This is a genomic window from Ruegeria sp. K7, assembly GCF_056531785.1.
Genome location: NZ_JBQFMJ010000002.1, coordinates 100,414 through 117,700, shown reverse-complemented (window position 1 = coordinate 117,700; position 17,287 = coordinate 100,414). Strand labels below are relative to the sequence as shown.

Here is a 17,287-nt window from a genome sequence, read left to right as displayed (position 1 = left end):
CGATCCGTGTTGGAAGTGCATTGCCGCAGCGGTCTTCGGCCCCTATGTTCTGGCCATGCGCTGGCTGATCACACTGTTAACCTGTTGCCTGCCGGTTTCGGCAATTCCGCACCCGCATGTCTATATCGACACCGGGCTGGAATTCATTGTCGATGAGACGGGCCAATTGACTCATGTCCGCGTGACCTGGGTCTATGACGAATTCTATTCCCTTCTGGTTCTGGAAGACCTGAAACTCGATCAGGATGCAGACGGCGTGTTGTCCGAGGCCGAGCAGACGGTTCTGACCGGTTTCGACATGCAATGGGTCGAAGGCTACAACGGCGATCTTGTCGTCACCGCAGGTGGAACGCCGGTCTCATTGACGGGGCCGTCAGAGCCGTCCGCGACCACCGAAGACGGGCGTATCGTGACAACTCATCTGCGCGAGGTCGAATCTGGCGGCGTATCGGCGGCGGACCTGTCCGCCAAACCTTTCGATGAAACCTTCTACACGGCTTACGAGGTCACGCGCCCGGTGACGATTTCCGGGCCGGATGGCTGCCAGATCGATCGCCGGGAACCCGATATCGACGGACAATTGGCGCAGATGCAGGCTTTTCTGCTGACATTGGATGCAGATGTCGACCTTGAAGAAAACGATATCCCCCTTGTCGGGGAAAGCTTTGCGACCGAGATCCGCGTTTCATGTCCAAATTCCTGATCATTCCGGTCGCGCTGGCCTGTGCCTTGCTGTTGTGGTTCTGGGGCAGCGGCGGATTCGACCATCTTGCTGCCTGGGCTGCGGGTGAACAACGGGACTTCCAGAACCAGATCGCGCGTTCCCTGCGCGCCGCGCGCGCGGAACAGCCGGAAGCTGTCGCAACCCTGCTGACGGTTTGTTTCGCCTATGGGTTTTTCCACGCGATCGGCCCGGGACACGGCAAGGTGCTGATCGGCGGCTACGGGCTGGGCCGTCAGGTCGCTTTCTGGCGTTTGTCCGCAATCAGTGTTCTGTCCAGTCTGGGGCAGGCGGTAACGGCGATCGTTCTGGTCTATGCCGGGGTGCTGGTGTTTCAGATGTCGCGCGAGTCTCTGATCGGGACAACAGAACAGGTGATGGCTCCGATCAGTTATGGGGCCATTGCGGCGATCGGGATGTGGCTTGTCCTGCGTGCGGTTCGCAGTTTTGCCCGACAGCATCGAAACTCACAGTCTTCCGCGCACCGTCATCATGACCACCATGATCACCACCACCACAATCACGGGGAGTGTTCCGAGTGCGGTCACCGCCATGGCCCAAGCCCCGAGGAAGTGGCGAATGTTGGCAGCCTGCGCGAGGCGTTGGTGCTGATCGCGGGGATTGCTGCGCGTCCCTGCACCGGCGCGCTGTTCGTGCTGATCCTGACTTGGCAGATGGGTATCGCAATGGTCGGCATCGCCGGGGCATTTGCCATGGCGCTGGGCACTGCGACGGTCACAACCTTTGTGGGCTGGACATCCTTCGGCTTGCGCGGGGGGCTTCTGGCCTCGGCCTCGGCCACGCGGTTCGTTTCTGTGCTGGCCCCGACTATCGAACTGGTTGCGGGTCTGATTATTGCAGTGATCGCAAGCGGGTTGCTGATGCGCGCGCTATAGGTCAGTCGAACACCGGTTCAGGGTATCCGACCCGCGCTAGGTAAAGGCCTTGCGGCGGGCAGACCGGGCCACAGGCAGCACGGTCAGCGGCCTGCAGCGCATCGCGCACATCTTCTGGTGTCCACGATCCCGCGCCGACCCGTTCCAGCGTGCCCACAAAGCTGCGCACCTGATTGTGCAGGAACGACCGCGCGCGCACGTGGAAGTGCACTTCGGGCCCTGAAAAGCCCTGAACCCGTTCAACCCGCAACTCATCCAGAGTTTTGACCGGGCTGACCGCCTGACAGATCGACGAGCGGAAGGTCGTGAAATCATGCCGCCCGATCAGCATGTCCGCACCGGCTTGCATCGCGTCGACATCCAGCTGGTGGTTGATCTGCCAGACCTGCCCGCTGTCATGGGTGGCGGGGGCGCGGCGCATCAGAATGCGGAACAGGTATTGCCGTTCGAGTGCTGAAAACCGGGCATGCCAATCGTCATCCACCCGCGCAGCCTTTACGATGGCCACGGGTTGAGGCTTGAGGTGATAGTTCAGCGCCTCGGACAGGCGAAACGAATCCCAGTCTTTCACCAGATCGCAATGCGCCACCTGTCCCAACGCATGAACGCCCGCGTCTGTCCGCCCGGCGGCGGCAATTGTGTGCTCACCCGGCTGGATACGCGACAGTGCGGTCTCGATTGCGCCCTGCACGGACGGCAGGTCCTTTTGCCGCTGCCATCCGGCAAACGGTTCCCCCTGATATTCGACTTTCAGCGCGTATCTTGGCATGTGGCGCTGGTATCGCGCCGCGCCGGTCCGGGCAAGAGCCGGATTGGGAAAAGCTCTGGCAACCTCGGGGCTTGCTACCTATCTTGAGCAAAACAACCATGCGGGGCGGCGGATTGGTCATCTCATCACTGGCAGACAGTCTTGTGCGCGGTGTCGAATCCGTGGGCGACCGCGTGTCTGAAACCCTGTTCGAGCCTGTCATACGTCTGGGCGTCACCGGGCTGGCGCGGTCCGGCAAAACGGTGTTCATCACCTCGCTTGTGGCCAATCTTCTGGATCGGGGCCGCATGACGGGGCTTGTCGCCCAGCAGGAGGGGCGGATCAACGCCGCCTATCTGCAACCACAGCCTGATGACACGGTTCCCCGGTTCGACTTTGAATCTCATCTGTCCGACCTGACCGGCCCCGCGCCGCACTGGCCCGAGAGCACGCGCGCGGTGTCCGAACTGCGCCTGTCATTCAAGGCGCGCCCCGCCGGTTTGCTGGCCGGGTTGCAGGGGCCACGTACCGTTCACCTGGATATCGTGGACTATCCGGGGGAATGGCTGCTGGATCTGGCCCTGTTGGAGAAATCCTATGCGGAGTGGTCGCAGGGCACGCTGACTCGCATCGAAGACCGGTCCGAAGCAACAGATTTCCTGTTACGGATTGGGGCAACCGATCCCAATTACAACCACGATGAACCGACGGCTCAGGCGCTGGCAGCGGCGTTCACGGATTATCTGAATAGGGCGCGGGACAGTGGTTACTACGACTGTACACCGGGGCGGTTCCTGTTGCCGGGCGACCTGGCCGGATCACCGGTTCTGACCTTTGCGCCTTTGCCGGTTGACGGCCCGTCGCGCAGGCGCTCGCTGCACCGCGAGATGGAACGGCGGTTCGAGGCGTACAAGTCGCAGGTGGTCAAACCCTTCTTCCGTGATCACTTCTCGCGCATCGACCGGCAGGTTGTGTTGGTCGACGCGCTGGGCGCAATTCACAAGGGCCCGAAGGCGGTCGAGGACATGCGCCGCGCGATGGCAGATATCCTGTCCGCTTTTCGTCCAGGCCGAAATGCGTGGCTCAGCCAATTGCTGCTGGGCAAACGGGTCGAGCGTATTCTCTTTGCCGCCACCAAGGCCGATCATCTGCACCACTTGCAACACCCACGCCTGACCGCGATCATGGAGGCGCTGACGCGCGAAGCGCAGGACAGGGCCAAATTCGCCGGAGCCGAGACCGCCGCCCTGTCGCTGGCGTCGCTGCGTGCCACGACGGAAGAAATGCGCAATCACAACGGGTCGGAACTGCCCTGCGTGCGTGGCACCCTGTTGGATACCGGGAACCAGGCCGCCTTTTATGCCGGGGATCTGCCGTCAGATCCCGCTCATCTGCTGGGCCCGGCCCGCGACGGGGCTGAGAACTGGCTGAACGATGATTTTGGTTTCATGACATTTGCCCCGGCGCATCTGACCCTTCGCCCCGGGGACGGGCCGCCGCACATCCGGCTGGACCGGGCCGCCCAGTTTTTGATCGGAGACCGCCTGTGACCGTAAAACTCCGCCCCGCCCGCAGTACGGATGCCGGCACAACCGGTGAAATCCTGCATGGATTCGCACGCGAAAACGACTGGATGCCCGAGCTGCATTCCTGCGCTGAAACCATCGCGTTTTGCGGCAGGATGATCGATCAGGGTTGGGTCACTGTGGCCGAGACGGACAAGGGCGTCGTGGGGTTTCTGGCGCGTCATGGTGACGAGGTTCACTCCCTCTATCTTGCTGCTGCGGCGCGGGGGCAGGGGATTGGGCGGAAATTGCTGGACCGGGCTAAAATCGAACGATCTCAGCTGTCGCTGTACGCGTTCGAGGCAAACAGGCCCGCGCGCAGGTTTTATGAGCGTCACGGATTTGTCGAGGTCGCGCGCGGCGACGGATCGGACAACGATGAAAACCTGCCGGATATCAGGTTTGTCTGGAATGCGGAGGGCGGCAACAATGGCTAAAGGCCCGGTTCTGATCGATCTGGAAGCGGATGAACCCGCTGCCGACGTAGCGCAGGTGCCGCCCGTTCCCGATGTTGCGCAGCCGCAAGGTCAGGCAATGCAGGCCGCGGCCCGGCTTGCGGCCCGAAAACCTTCTGCCCTGTCCCGGTGGTTCTGGGGGCTGGCGCTGGCCGTTGTGGGCGCGGCGGTATCGATTGCAGCGTGGGATTTTGCAACGTCGCTGGTGGCGCGTTCGCCTGTTCTGGGGTGGATCGTCACCGGGCTGATTGCGGCGCTGGTATTGGTGACGCTGATCATCGTGATCCGTGAACTGGCGGCTATTGGACGGTTGTCGCGCGTGGATGGAATGCGCCGCGCCGCCGATGCCGCGCTGGCCGAAGCTGATCTGGCGCAGGCGCGGTCGGTCACGAACAGGCTGGTCGCGTTCTACAAGGGCCGCGAAGACACGAGATGGGGCCGCGACAGGCTGGCCGAGCGCATGAGTGAGCAATTCGATGCCAGCGGTCTGCTGTCCCTTGCCGAGGACGAATTGCTTGCCCCGCTCGACGCTGCCGCCAGCCGTGAGGTCGAAGCGGCGGCCAGGCAGGTGGCCACCGTGACCGCGCTTGTACCGCTGGCTCTGGCGGATGTCGCAACGGCGATGCTGGCGTCCCTGCGGATGATCCGGCGCATTGCCGAAATTTACGGAGGCCGCGCCGGTTTTTTTGGCGGATGGCGTTTGACGCGGGCAGTCTTTGTGCATCTGGTCGCCACGGGTGCCGTCGCTGTGGGTGATGATCTGCTGGAGCCGGTTCTGGGCGGCTCAGTCCTCAGCAAACTGTCCCGCCGTTTTGGTGAGGGTCTGGTAAACGGCGCGCTCAGCGCCCGTGTTGGCGTTGCCGCGATGGAAGTCTGCCGTCCGTTACCCTTTTCCAAGCGACACAAGCCGTCGACCCGCGGCATGATCCGGCGTGCACTGAGCGGCCTGTTCTCGAAAGATTGATCTGACGCAAGGCCATAGTGCTATCCTTCCGCCAAGCTAATGGCGACGGAGGGCCAGCCATGATCGACCACGGTCACAGCCAGAAAGAGATTTCCGCCCGGATCAATGCCCCGCCCGGTCGCGGCGTCCTGCGGGATCTTGTTTATGGCGGGCTGGACGGGTCGGTCACGACCTTTGCCATCGTGTCCGGTGTCGCCGGGGCGGGTCTGTCGCCCTTTGTCATCGTGGCGCTTGGCCTTGCGAACGTGCTGGCCGACGGGTTTTCGATGGCGGCGGGGAACTATTCGGGCACCAAGGCCGAACTGGACAATATCCGCCGCATTCGCGCGGTCGAGGAACGCCATATCGACCTTTATCCCGAAGGCGAGCGCGGCGAAGTGCGCGAGATTCTGGCTCAGAAGGGGCTTTCGGGCCGCGTTCTGAACGAGGCGACGGATGCCATCACCGATAATCGGGAAAACTGGATCAACCTGATGATCGAAGGCGAATACGGTCTGGGCAGTGTCGAGCCTCATCCGCTCAAGGCTGCAATGGCGACGTTCCTCGCGTTTCTGGTAGCCGGGATGGTTCCGTTGGTTCCGTTTCTGGTGTCTGTCCAGAATGCCTTTGCGGTCTCGGTTTCACTGACACTTGCGGTTTTCTTCGCCATCGGTGCGATGAAAAGCCGGTGGTCGCTGGCCCCTTGGTGGCGGTCGGGGTTTGAGACCTTGTTGATCGGCGGAACGGCGGCGATGATTGCCTACCTTGTCGGGTCCCTGTTTCACCCCTGACGGCCCGGTTGGTCGTGTGGAATTGGTGTTGAAAATGACACGCTCACCGCTCTTCACTCCGGGCGGCAGAACCTCTGGACCATTGCGGGAAGGCGTCTTATAAGCCTGCCATGCATGACCGTCTGGCCATCATTATTCGAATTATATCCCCGGCGCTCTGACCCTCTGAGACGCCGGGCAAAGGTGTTTGAGACTTCGCACCGAACGCTTCGATCCTAGTAAGACCAGATCATCCAAGGGACGCCCCAAATGTGCGCCGATACGATCCAGACACCTGACTACAAAGACACGCTGAACCTGCCCAAAACCGAGTTCCCGATGCGCGCCGGCCTGCCCAAGCGCGAGCCCGCATGGCTGGAGCGGTGGGAAACCATCGGCGTCTATGACCGCTTGCGTGAAAAAGAGGGCCGCACGCCCTTTACGCTGCATGATGGCCCTCCTTACGCGAATGGTCACCTGCATATCGGCCACGCGCTGAACAAGACCATCAAGGACATGATCGTGCGATCCCATCAGATGATGGGTTTCGACGCGCGTTACGTGCCCGGCTGGGACTGTCACGGCCTGCCCATCGAATGGAAAATCGAGGAGCAGTATCGCAAGAAGGGCAAAAACAAGGACGAGGTGAACATCGTCGACTTCCGTCAGGAATGCCGCAAGTTCGCCGAAGGTTGGATCGACGTCCAGCGCGAAGAGTTCAAGCGTCTGGGTATCACCGGCAACTGGCCCGACCCCTACATCACCATGGACTATCACGCCGAAGCAGTGATCGCCGACGAGTTCATGAAATTCCTGATGAACGGCACGCTCTATCAGGGCTCCAAACCCGTGATGTGGTCGCCCATCGAGAAAACTGCGCTGGCCGAGGCTGAGGTCGAATATCACGACAAGGAAAGCTTCACCATCTGGGTGAAGTTTAAGGTCGTAAATGCGGGCGATCTGGATGACGCTTTTGTGGTGATCTGGACCACGACGCCTTGGACCATGCCGTCGAACAAAGCGGTCGTGTACGGCAAGGACATCTCTTATGGCCTTTATGAAGTCACCGGAGCGCCGGAGGAATGTTGGGCCAATGTGGGCGACAAATTCCTGCTGGCCGACAATCTCGCCGCCGATGTGCTTGGCCGCGCCCGCCTGAACGACGACCAATGGACCCGCGTCCGCGATGTGACTGCCGATGAACTGGAAGGTGTCCAGCTGACCCACCCGCTGGCCGGCGCCGAGGGTGGCAATGGTGAATGGGACGACATCCGTGACTTCCGCGCCGCTGAGTTCGTAACCGACACCGAAGGCACAGGTTTCGTTCACTGTGCACCGTCCCACGGGATGGAAGAATTCGAGCTGTACCGCGATCTGGGGATGCTGGAACAGGTCATCACCTACAACGTGATGGACGATGGCTCATTCCGCGCTGATCTGCCGTTCTTTGGAGGCAAATTCATCCTGTCCCGCAAGGGCGGTGAGGGTGACGCGAACAAAGCCGTGATCGACAAGCTGGTCGAGGTTGGTGGACTGCTGGCGCGGGGCAAGATCAAGCACAGCTATCCGCATTCGTGGCGCTCAAAAGCTCCGATCATCTACCGTAACACGCCGCAGTGGTTCGCCTCGGTCGACCGCAAGCTGGATGATGGCATGGGCGAGATGGGAGACACCATCCGCGAACGGGCCCTGCGCTCCATCGACGAACTGGTGAAGTGGACACCGCAAACGGGCCGCAATCGCTTGTATTCCATGATAGAGGCGCGCCCGGACTGGGTTCTGTCCCGCCAGCGCGCCTGGGGCGTGCCGCTGACCTGCTTCACTAAAAAGGGTGCTCTGCCGACCGACGCAGATTATCTGCTGCGCAACGCAGACCTGAACGCGCGTATCAAAGCGGCGTTCGAGGCAGATGGCGCGGACGTCTGGTACACCGAGGGCTTCAAAGAGAAGATCCTGAACGGCATCGCCAACCCCGATGACTACGATCAGGTGTTCGACGTGCTGGATGTGTGGTTCGACTCGGGCTCGACCCACGCTTTCGTTCTGCGTGATCGCGAGGACGGCACCGAAGACGGCATCGCCGATGTCTACATGGAAGGGACCGACCAGCATCGTGGCTGGTTCCATTCGTCCATGCTGCAGGCCTGCGGCACCAAGGGCCGTGCGCCTTATCGCAACGTTGTGACCCACGGCTTCACGCTGGATGCCAAGGGCAACAAGATGTCCAAATCGCTGGGCAACACCATCGTGCCGGAAGAGGTCATCAAGCAATATGGTGCCGATATCCTGCGCCTTTGGGTGGCTCAGACCGACTATACCGCCGACCAGCGGATCGGGCCGGAAATCCTCAAAGGCACCGCCGACAGCTATCGCCGCCTGCGCAACACCATGCGGTTCATGCTGGGTTCGCTGGCTGACTTCTCCGAGGCGGATCGCGTCGCGCCCGAGGATATGCCGCGACTGGAGCGTTGGGTTCTCAGCCGTCTGGCCGATCTGGATGAGCAAGTACGCAAGGGCTACGCCGCGTTCGACTTCCAGGGCGTGTTCAGTGCCGTATTCACCTTTGCGACCGTCGATCTGTCATCGTTCTATTTCGATATTCGCAAGGATGCGCTGTATTGCGATGGCGACACGCTGCGCCGCCGGTCCGCGCGCACCGTGCTGGATACCCTGTTCCACCGCCTGACCACCTGGCTGGCGCCGGTCCTGGTCTTCACCATGGAGGAAGTCTGGCTGGAACGGTTCCCGGGCGACGACAGTTCAGTCCATCTGGTGGACTTCCCCGAGACGCCTGCCGACTGGCGCAACGCCGAGCTTGAGACAGCCATGGCCAAGATCCGCCGGGTGCGCCGTGCTGTGACCGCTGCGCTGGAAGTGCAGCGCCAGGACAAGGTCATCGGCTCCAGCCTGGAGGCGGCGCCGATCGTATATATCGAAGACTCCGAAACCCGCGATCTGCTGGCAACGTTTGATGTGGATGACATGTGCATCACCTCTGGTCTGTCGGTGACCGGCGATCCGGCCCCGGCCGAGGCGTTTCGCGTGCCCGAGATCGAAGGCGTCGGAGTGGTGTTCGAAAAGGCGGAAGGCGCGAAGTGCCAACGGTGCTGGAAGATCCTGCCTGACGTGGGCCGCCACGCGCATGACGACGTCTGCGGGCGCTGCGACGAAGCGCTGGGCTGATCCGTTACCGGCGGATATGGGGCAGGGCCTTTAGTGAGGCTCTGCCTTTCTCCGAAAGGTATTTTGAACAAAAGACGGGCGAATTGTCTGGATTCGGGTTGCGGTGGCTGTGACCTGTCTGTCAGCATGACCGAATGGGAACGATTGCGGTAGACACACGGTTTGGACGCCTTGGCATCGTCGAGGAAGACGAGGCAATCACGGGGCTGATTTGGGACGGGTCCGACGATGCCCCTGATACGCCGTTGCTCCGCGAGGCGGCGGCGCAGATGCGGGCCTACGACCAGAAACGCCTGCAAAGGTTCGATCTGCCCTATCGTATAAAGGGATCAGAGTTTCAGCGCCGGGTCTGCGACGCAATGTTCGCGATCCCGCTGGGTGAGACCCGGACTTATGGCCAGTTGGCAGAGGAGCTGGGCTATTCGGCGCAGGCGGTGGGGCGCGGCTGTGGCGGCAATCCGATCCCGGTGATCATCCCGTGCCACCGCGTTTTGGGGGCAAATGGAAGGATGGTCGGGTTTTCCGGGTGCGGGGGTGTCGAGACCAAGGTTGCCCTGTTGCGCCATGAAGGAGCCGCCAGCCTGCTTATCTGAACAGTGGAAACCTGTTGCAATCGCCCGGATTGCGGCCCAACTTATATTCGATACTGAATTTGAAGGACCGCATTGAATGACCACTGAAGCAGACCTTGCAGCCCGCAAGAAGGCAATTATCGACCGGCTGATGTCGCTTGAAGCGCAGGAGCTTGCCACGGCGCAGGCGCATTATGATGCGTTTCTGAAAGATTCGCAGCTGGATGACCGTGAAGGACATGACAAGGACGACATCGCTGCCTCGCGCGAGAATGCAGATCTGGCGGCAGCTTTCGACGCGCCGGTCCATGCCCATCATGCCAAGATCGACGTGATCGAAAACACTGATTTCAGCCTGACCGACACGGTGCAGCCCGGCGCGGTGATCAAATTCAACAACCGGCGGTTTGTTGTGTGTGTTTCAACGACGCGGTTTGACGTCGACGGCAACACCTACATGGGCATTTCCATGCAAAGCCCGATCTACCTAGCCATGGCCGGCCTGCAGGAGGGTGATGTGTTCACCCATAATGGCACCGAATTCGAAGTGCAGGAGGTCCTGTAATTTCAGCTATCGCGCGCGGGTACCATCTGCTGAGCGATGCCCGCGAAGGTCAGGTACAGGCTGGTGACGACCAGCCCCCAGTGCGCCCAGCTTTCGGGATGGAAATCGACCCAGGCTGCCCATCCGGCAAAGAACGTCCAGGCCAGGGCCATTGGCAAAGTCAGGTTGCGCCAGCGTTCGGTCCGGACCGGATGAACGAATTTCAGCGGCAGGAACATTGCCAATGATAGCAGCGTGACCAGCAGCAGGATCACCCAGAAATTCGGTTCGAGTGCGAAGATCACGATGACGAACATGTTCCAGCAGCCGGGAAAGCCGGAAAAAGAGTTGTCCTTGGTCTTCATTCGGGTGTCGGCAAAGTACATCGCGCTGGCAAATGTGATGACAATGATGGCGAACCAGCCGGTCCAGCCGTCCATCAGCCCCGATTTGAACAGTGCGAAGGCGGGGATGAACACATAAGTCAGGTAGTCGATGATCAGGTCCAGCAGGACGCCATCGAACTCGGGCGCGTTTTTCTTGACGTGGTAGTGGCGGGCCATCGGGCCATCGATACCGTCCACGATGAAAGAGACCACAAGCCAGAGATACATCAGGCTCCATTTTTCTTCGACGGCGGCCAGCATGGCCAGCATTGCAAAAACGGCACCGGTGGCGGTGAACAGATGAACGCTAAGGGCTTTGAATCTCAATGTCATGGGGGTGTCATGGACGATGCGGCCACGAGATGCAAAGCAAAAAGTCACCAATGACCAAACGCCGGCGAATGGCTGTGGTGATCCGGTTCAGGCCTTGGGATGAGCCCGGTTGTAGACTTCCATCAGGCGCGCGCTGTCGACTGCCGTGTAGGTCTGCGTGGTCGAAAGCGACGCATGCCCCAGCAATTCCTGAATTGCGCGCAGATCACCACCCGCCGACAGAAGATGCGTAGCAAAGCTGTGCCTAAGTGCATGTGGGGTGGCTGTGGCAGGCAGGCCCAGCTGCATCCGAGCCTTCGCCATGACGCCCTGTATTGCACGGGGGTTTAGCGGCCCGCCCCGCACACCGCGAAACAGCGCTTCTGAGGGCACCAGGGAATGAGGACAAAGCGACGTGTACCGTTCCACGGCCTGCCGGGCGACTGGCAGAACCGGCACGACCCTTTCCTTCCCGCCCTTGCCCAGAATCCGCAGTGTTGCTGGCAGAGGCACATCCCTACCTGTCAGGGACAGGGCTTCGGATATTCGCAATCCGCACCCGTAAAGCAGTGTGACCACCGCCATGTCCCGGGCCGCGACCCAATCCGAGCTGGATTGCAGTTCGACCGTATCAATCATCGCGCGCGCCGCATCTTCGGCAAGCGGACGGGGCAGTTTTTGGGTGTATTTGGGTGCGCGGGTCGACAAAACGGCGGTGGGTTCAAAGCCTTCGCGCTCGGCCAGCCAGCGATAAAAGCTTTTGACGGCGGACAGTTTGCGTGCCAGCGACCGCGCCCCCACACCGCTACCGCGCTGATCCGCCATCCAGGCCCGCATGTCCGAAACCGTGATCCGTTCAAGCGCGGCCAGCCCCTGCTGCCCGTTGTGGTGCAGGGTCATGAAGGCCAGAAAGTCGCTGACATCTCCGCGATAGGCGGATTGCGTGTTCTCCGATCGTCCGGCCAGCGCGGCAAGCCCGTCAATCCAGTGCTGCAGCGCCTCGCGGCAGGCCGGAGAAATCAGGCTCACGACAGCCAGTGGCGCATGGAGCGTTCAAATACGCCGGCAAAAAAGGTCAGAAGGTCGGTACCCAGTTGTGGAGTGAAATGTCGTGGATCCCGGGCGCCCATAACGATCATGCCCGGCAGGCGACCCGTGCCCAGGTTCAGCCGCAGGCAGGCTTCGGACCGCAAATGCCCCGCCTGCGCACCATAGATCCTGCGGCTGTGTTGCCGGGTTTCGCGCAAAATGACATCCCGCGTGGATCTGCTGCGATCACTGTTGAGGTACGCGTCGACAAAGCCGGGCTCGACCACAGCCAGAACGCCCCCCAGCTTTTCGATCGCGGGATCGTTTTGTTCGATTGTGGTTTCCAGAACCAGAGTGATCTGGTCCACGCGCAAAATATCGGCCACGTCACTGCCCAGGGCGCGCAGGAATTCTTCGAACTCGACGGGCTCCAGCAGGCGCAGAATGGCGCGGTGTACTTGATTGGTGCCCGCAAGGTTCTCGTAAGCGGCCGCGATGACCGAGCGGTGGGTGTCTTCCAGTCGGTCCAGCCGCGCCTCAAGCCGCTGCATGGCGATGCCGCGCAGGTCGATGACATTTTCGCCACGCGCCTGTTCGTTCGCGGCCACCAGGGCCTGCATCAGGTCCTTGTCATCCAGCACGGCGTCTGGTTCAGCCAGAATCGCGGCGCGAAGGCTATCCTCGAGTTTGGGGTTACTGCTCATATCCCGTCCGGTCTTTTTTTGTTGTGCCGGACTATAACATGGCTTGCCGCGATTGCCTTGGAAAAAATGCAGCTTTGACGGGTTTTCTCAGGTCTGATGCGGGGGCTCCCGCCTGCCTGCGCCTGATCGGGGATCAGGCCTCGGCCGTTGGGCCGGGCGCGGCGCCAGACGGCGCCGCGCTGTTGTGCAATGGATCAGAGGATTTTCTGGCCGGTCTTGGCCCAGTCGGCCAGGAAGGTCTCGAGACCCTTGTCGGTCAGCGGGTGATCGGCCAGTTTCTTGATGACGGCGGGTGGCGCTGTGATCACGTCGGCACCGATGCGCGCGCTGTCGGTCACATGGTTCACGGTGCGGATCGAGGCGGCCAGAATTTCAGTTTCGAACCCGTAATTGTCATAAACCTGACGGATGTCGGCGATCAGATCCATGCCATCAAGGTTGATGTCGTCCAGACGTCCGATGAACGGCGAGATGAAAGTCGCACCAGCCTTGGCTGCCAGAATGGCTTGATTGGTGGAGAAGCAGAGAGTCACGTTGACCATCTGGCCTTCGTCGGTCAGCGTTTTGCATGTTTTCAGACCAGCCCATGTCAGCGGCACTTTTACAGCGATGTTGGGGGCGATCTTGGCCAGCTTGCGGCCTTCAGCGATCATGTCGTCGGCTTCGGTTGCGACCACTTCGGCAGACACAGGCCCGTCGACCAGATCGCAGATTTCCTTGGTCACTTCCAGAATGTCGCGTCCCGACTTCAGGATCAGCGACGGGTTGGTGGTAACGCCGTCCACCATGCCCAGATCGTTCAGTTCGGCGATGGCATCGATCTCGGCGGTGTCTACAAAGAATTTCATGAGGGCAGTCCTTTGATGGGTTGGCCTTGGTTGCGGATGGCTTTACCTCAAAGAGACCCATGCTGGAACCCCCTGCGAAGGATATGCCGTGAGCGCTAACGGATTTTTCGACGAAGGAGACCTGGTTGCGGTGCTGACGACGCAGCCGCTGGACCGGACGTTGGACTATGAGGCGCCCGAGGGTGGGTGTTTTCTGGGGGCGTTTGTCGAAGTACCATTGGGGCCGCGCAAGGTTCTTGGCGTGGTCTGGGGGCCGGGGCAGGGGGGCTTTGACCTTGCCAAGGCGCGGTCGGTCATACGTGTGCTCGAAGTTGCGCCGATGCGAGAGGAGATGCGCGTGTTTCTGGGGCGGGTGGCCGATTACACGCTGACGCCGATGCCCGCGATGCTGCGTCTGGCGACCCGCGCGCCGGGGCTGGGTGATCCGCCGTCTATGCGCAAGATCTATCGCCTTGGCGAAGGGCAACCTGACCGGATGACGGATGCACGTGCCCGCGTGCTGGAAGTGTTGCGCGACTATGGCGGGCTGGCCTTTACGCTGAAGGAGTTGGCTGAACAGGCAGGGGTGACGTCCTCGGTCGTCAAGGGCTTGGTCAAGCAAGGCGCGGTTCGGGAAGAGGACAGCCCGCGAGATCTGCCCTATCCGCGTCTGGACCCGGATTTGCCCGGAAAGGAGCTGACAGATGATCAGGCAGAGGCGGTCGCGCGGCTGCGAGCCGGGCAGCGGACGGGGAATTATGGCACGACGTTGCTGAAGGGTGTGACCGGGTCCGGCAAGACCGAGGTGTATCTGGAAGCGGTGGCCGAGACTTTGCGGCAAGGGCGGCAGGCGCTGGTCTTGCTGCCAGAGATTGCCCTGACCGCCGAGTTTCTGACCCGGGTCGAGGCAAGGTTCGGCGCGCGGCCGGCCGAATGGCACTCGGGCGCGACCATGACCGAACGCCGCCGGGTCTGGCGGATGGTCGGGCAGGGGGATGCGCAACTGGTGGTCGGCGCCCGGTCGGCGCTATTCCTGCCGTTCCGCCATCTGGGGCTGGTTGTTGTCGATGAGGAACATGATACCTCTTACAAGCAAGAGGATGGCGTGCTTTACAGCGCCCGCGACATGGCGGTCCTGCGCTCGGCCATCTGTTGCGCGCGGGTGATTCTGGCCAGTGCCACGCCCTCATTGGAAAGCTGGGCCAACGCCGAGGCCGGGAAATACGAGCGTCTCGATCTGACGTCGCGGTTCGGGGCGGCAGTCCTGCCGGAGATGAAGCCCATCGACATGCGCGCCGAACAGATGCAGGCAGGGACGTGGATTTCCCCGTCCCTGCGGCAGGCAGTACGACAGCGGATCGAGAAGGGTGAACAATCGCTGCTGTTCATCAACCGCCGTGGCTACGCGCCGGTGACGCTCTGCCGCGCTTGCGGTGAACAGATTGCCTGTGATCACTGTGACGCGCGGATGGTCGAGCATCGCTTTTTGAAACGCCTTATGTGCCATCAATGCGGCGAAACCAAACCGATGCCCGAGACCTGTCCGTCCTGCGGGGTCGAAGGCAAGCTGGCCCCGGTCGGGCCGGGAATCGAGCGGCTGGCGGAAGAGGCCGAAGCGACCTTTCCCGAGGCGAATATCGCGATGCTCAGTTCCGACCTGTTCGGCTCGGCGCGGGCGCTGAAGGCCAAGATTGAAGAGATTGCCGAAGGCGACGCGGATCTCGTCATCGGGACACAGCTGGTGGCCAAAGGGCACAACTTTCCAAAGCTGACGCTGGTCGGAGTTATCGACGCGGATCTCAGCCTGCATGGCGCAGACCTGCGGGCTGCCGAGCGGACCTTCCAGTTGATGCGGCAGGTTGCGGGTCGAGCCGGTCGGGCCGACAAGCCCGGGCAGGCGCTGTTGCAGACCTTTCAACCGGAACATCCTGTCATCCGCGCCATTCTGTCCGGCGATGAAGAAGGTTTCTGGAAGGCCGAGGCCGCCGGGCGGCAGGCGGCAGGCGTGCCGCCTTATGGCCGCATGGCTGGAATTGTTCTGTCGGGCCCCGAGGTCGGCCCGGTTTTCGACATCGGCAATGCCATGGCCCGCAATGACGCGCCGCTGCGTGACGTGGGCGCGCAGGTGTTTGGTCCGGCCCCGGCGCCCATCGCCCGCATCCGTGGCCGCCACAGGGTGCGGCTGCTGGTCAAAGCGCCGAAGGGCGCGCCCATTCAGGACGCGATCGCGCGCTGGATCGCGCCTTTGCGCCTGAAAGGCGATATCCGACTTTCCGTGGATATCGACCCGCAAAGCTTCTACTGACGTCTGCATCTGCGCAGGCCTGCTGTGCGCATGCCGCTTCCCTCTCGCCAAACTGTTCAAATGGGCGTAGAGGGAGTCCCATGCTGAAACCCATGCCGCTTTCTGAGGCGCAGAGCCTTCCGTTCTGGCGCCGTCCGGTCACGCTCCTTTTCGTGATGGCATTGACCATGCCCATCGCGTTCAATGCGTGGAGCGCGCTGTTGAACAACTTTGTCATCGAGGTGGCGAATTTTGATGGTGCGGATATCGGTCTGCTGCATACGGTGCGGGAAATTCCGGGCTTTCTGGCCGTCGGCGTGATTGCCGTGATCCTGTTCATTCGCGAACAGGTGCTGGCGATGATCTCGCTGATGCTGCTGGGTGTTGCAACGGCCGTCACCGCTTGGTTTCCCAGCCTTGGCGGGTTGCTGTTTGTGACGCTGTTCAGCTCGATCGGCTTTCACTACTACGAAACGGTAAACCAGTCGCTGCAACTGCAATGGTTGCCCAAAGACCGCGCGCCGCAAGTGCTGGGATGGCTGGTGGCGATGGGGTCTGCCTCGACTCTGGTGGTCTACGGCCTGATCGTTCTGACATGGGACCGGTTCGATCTGTCCTATAACACGGTATTCATGGCGGCCGGGGGGCTGACGGCGCTGCTTGGCTTGTTGTGCCTGGTCGCTTACCCGCAATTCGATGCGCCGACGCCGCAGACAAAGAAGATCATACTCCGCCGCCGGTATTGGCTGTATTATGCGCTGCAATTCATGGCCGGGGCCCGGCGGCAGATTTTCATTGTTTTCGCCGGTTTCATGATGGTCGAGAAGTTCGGTTTTGACGTGCACGAACTGACAGGGCTGTATCTGATCAATCTGCTGATCAACATGACCGCTGCGCCCATGTTGGGCAAAGCGGTGGCGATGTTCGGCGAACGCCGCACGCTGATTTTTGAATATACCGGTCTGGCGATCGTGTTCGCGGCCTATGGCGGTATCTACTGGTTTGGCTGGGGCGTGCTGCTGGCCGCAATCCTATACGTGATCGACCACGTACTGTTCGCGCTGGCATTGGCGTTGAAGACCTATTTCCAGAAGATCGCCGACCCGGCGGATATTGCGCCCACGGCGGCGGTGGCTTTCACGATCAACCATATCGCGGCTGTGTTCCTGCCTGCATTGCTGGGGCTCCTGTGGGTTGTCTCGCCCGGCGCCGTTTTCGGGCTGGCTGCTGCCATGGCGCTGGTCTCGCTGGGTCTGTCCCTGCTGATCCCGCGTCACCCGGAACCGGGCAACGAAACCATCCTGTCGAAATACGCCCCCGCCCCCGCCGAATAGGCGCCAGCGCTTGA

At 61.4% G+C, this 17,287-nt stretch carries 16 protein-coding genes; 11 read left to right on the top strand and 5 right to left on the bottom strand.

What is annotated here, in order from left to right:
- Positions 1-55 precede the first annotated feature (55 nt).
- A complete protein-coding gene (locus ACR0FE_RS05255; protein ID WP_480911525.1) occupies positions 56-703 on the top strand; it encodes a DUF1007 family protein in 648 nt (215 codons plus the stop codon).
- A complete protein-coding gene (locus ACR0FE_RS05250; protein ID WP_480911523.1) occupies positions 688-1,617 on the top strand; it encodes a nickel/cobalt transporter in 930 nt (309 codons plus the stop codon). The genes ACR0FE_RS05255 and ACR0FE_RS05250 overlap by 16 nt, the downstream gene beginning before the upstream one ends.
- A 1-nt stretch (position 1,618) precedes the next feature.
- On the opposite strand, the gene truA is transcribed toward ACR0FE_RS05250, so the two are convergent.
- Complete coding sequence (truA, locus tag ACR0FE_RS05245) at positions 1,619-2,386, bottom strand: tRNA pseudouridine(38-40) synthase TruA (RefSeq protein ID WP_480812652.1); 768 nt, start codon at positions 2,384-2,386, stop codon at positions 1,619-1,621.
- Between the two features lie 113 nt (positions 2,387-2,499).
- On the opposite strand from truA, the gene ACR0FE_RS05240 reads away from it, so the two are divergent.
- From ACR0FE_RS05240 to ACR0FE_RS05210, 7 genes are all read left to right on the top strand, one after another.
- Entirely contained in the window at positions 2,500-3,915 is a 1,416-nt protein-coding gene (locus ACR0FE_RS05240) for a YcjX family GTP-binding protein (protein ID WP_480911898.1), read from the top strand.
- Positions 3,912-4,367 (top strand): N-acetyltransferase family protein, encoded by a 456-nt coding sequence (locus ACR0FE_RS05235; protein WP_480911521.1) that lies wholly within the window; start codon positions 3,912-3,914, stop codon positions 4,365-4,367. Before ACR0FE_RS05240 ends, ACR0FE_RS05235 begins: the two co-directional genes overlap by 4 nt.
- Positions 4,360-5,349 carry a YcjF family protein gene (locus tag ACR0FE_RS05230; RefSeq protein WP_170613357.1) on the top strand — a complete coding sequence of 330 codons (990 nt, stop codon included), beginning with the start codon at positions 4,360-4,362 and terminating at the stop codon, positions 5,347-5,349. The genes ACR0FE_RS05235 and ACR0FE_RS05230 overlap by 8 nt, the downstream gene beginning before the upstream one ends.
- A gap of 59 nt (positions 5,350-5,408) precedes the next feature.
- Positions 5,409-6,119: a VIT1/CCC1 transporter family protein gene (locus ACR0FE_RS05225; RefSeq protein WP_480911519.1), complete on the top strand. Its 711-nt coding sequence runs from the start codon at positions 5,409-5,411 to the stop codon at positions 6,117-6,119.
- A gap of 249 nt (positions 6,120-6,368) precedes the next feature.
- The gene (gene ileS, locus ACR0FE_RS05220) at positions 6,369-9,281 is read left to right on the top strand and encodes an isoleucine--tRNA ligase (RefSeq protein WP_480911517.1); all 2,913 of its coding nucleotides are present in this window, start codon (positions 6,369-6,371) and stop codon (positions 9,279-9,281) included.
- A gap of 134 nt (positions 9,282-9,415) precedes the next feature.
- On the top strand, positions 9,416-9,874 hold the full coding sequence (locus tag ACR0FE_RS05215; protein ID WP_480905746.1) for a methylated-DNA--[protein]-cysteine S-methyltransferase: 459 nt from the start codon (positions 9,416-9,418) through the stop codon (positions 9,872-9,874).
- A gap of 76 nt (positions 9,875-9,950) precedes the next feature.
- Positions 9,951-10,418, top strand: a complete 468-nt coding sequence (locus ACR0FE_RS05210; protein ID WP_170613349.1) for a hypothetical protein — start codon at positions 9,951-9,953, stop codon at positions 10,416-10,418.
- Between the two features lie 2 nt (positions 10,419-10,420).
- Here the strand turns inward: ACR0FE_RS05210 and ACR0FE_RS05205 are convergent, their stop codons facing one another.
- From ACR0FE_RS05205 to fsa, 4 genes are all read right to left on the bottom strand, one after another.
- Entirely contained in the window at positions 10,421-11,116 is a 696-nt protein-coding gene (locus tag ACR0FE_RS05205) for a CDP-alcohol phosphatidyltransferase family protein (RefSeq protein ID WP_480911514.1), read from the bottom strand.
- Positions 11,117-11,203: 87 nt separating this feature from the next.
- Complete coding sequence (locus tag ACR0FE_RS05200; protein WP_480911512.1) at positions 11,204-12,124, bottom strand: tyrosine recombinase XerC; 921 nt, start codon at positions 12,122-12,124, stop codon at positions 11,204-11,206.
- Positions 12,121-12,828, bottom strand: coding sequence for a DUF484 family protein (locus ACR0FE_RS05195; RefSeq protein WP_480905740.1), 708 nt, complete (start codon positions 12,826-12,828; stop codon positions 12,121-12,123). Before ACR0FE_RS05195 ends, ACR0FE_RS05200 begins: the two co-directional genes overlap by 4 nt.
- A gap of 194 nt (positions 12,829-13,022) precedes the next feature.
- Positions 13,023-13,676, bottom strand: coding sequence for a fructose-6-phosphate aldolase (gene fsa / locus ACR0FE_RS05190; protein ID WP_170613342.1), 654 nt, complete (start codon positions 13,674-13,676; stop codon positions 13,023-13,025).
- 88 nt (positions 13,677-13,764) lie between these two features.
- Between fsa and ACR0FE_RS05185 the strand changes: the two genes are divergently transcribed.
- On the top strand, positions 13,765-15,960 hold the full coding sequence (locus ACR0FE_RS05185) for a primosomal protein N' (RefSeq protein ID WP_480911510.1): 2,196 nt from the start codon (positions 13,765-13,767) through the stop codon (positions 15,958-15,960).
- A gap of 80 nt (positions 15,961-16,040) precedes the next feature.
- Positions 16,041-17,273, top strand: a complete 1,233-nt coding sequence (locus ACR0FE_RS05180) for an MFS transporter (protein ID WP_170678188.1) — start codon at positions 16,041-16,043, stop codon at positions 17,271-17,273.
- The last annotated feature ends 14 nt before the right edge of the window (positions 17,274-17,287 follow it).

Coding starts and splice junctions, on each gene's coding strand:
- ACR0FE_RS05180 (WP_170678188.1), top strand. CDS start 16,041: ATGCTGAAACCCATGCCGCTTTCTGAGGCGCAGAGCCTTCCGTTCTGG.
- ACR0FE_RS05215 (WP_480905746.1), top strand. CDS start 9,416: ATGGGAACGATTGCGGTAGACACACGGTTTGGACGCCTTGGCATCGTC.
- ACR0FE_RS05255 (WP_480911525.1), top strand. CDS start 56: ATGCGCTGGCTGATCACACTGTTAACCTGTTGCCTGCCGGTTTCGGCA.
- ileS (WP_480911517.1), top strand. CDS start 6,369: ATGTGCGCCGATACGATCCAGACACCTGACTACAAAGACACGCTGAAC.
- ACR0FE_RS05195 (WP_480905740.1), bottom strand. CDS start 12,828: ATGAGCAGTAACCCCAAACTCGAGGATAGCCTTCGCGCCGCGATTCTG.
- ACR0FE_RS05250 (WP_480911523.1), top strand. CDS start 688: ATGTCCAAATTCCTGATCATTCCGGTCGCGCTGGCCTGTGCCTTGCTG.
- ACR0FE_RS05225 (WP_480911519.1), top strand. CDS start 5,409: ATGATCGACCACGGTCACAGCCAGAAAGAGATTTCCGCCCGGATCAAT.
- ACR0FE_RS05205 (WP_480911514.1), bottom strand. CDS start 11,116: ATGACATTGAGATTCAAAGCCCTTAGCGTTCATCTGTTCACCGCCACC.
- fsa (WP_170613342.1), bottom strand. CDS start 13,676: ATGAAATTCTTTGTAGACACCGCCGAGATCGATGCCATCGCCGAACTG.
- truA (WP_480812652.1), bottom strand. CDS start 2,386: ATGCCAAGATACGCGCTGAAAGTCGAATATCAGGGGGAACCGTTTGCC.
- ACR0FE_RS05210 (WP_170613349.1), top strand. CDS start 9,951: ATGACCACTGAAGCAGACCTTGCAGCCCGCAAGAAGGCAATTATCGAC.
- ACR0FE_RS05230 (WP_170613357.1), top strand. CDS start 4,360: ATGGCTAAAGGCCCGGTTCTGATCGATCTGGAAGCGGATGAACCCGCT.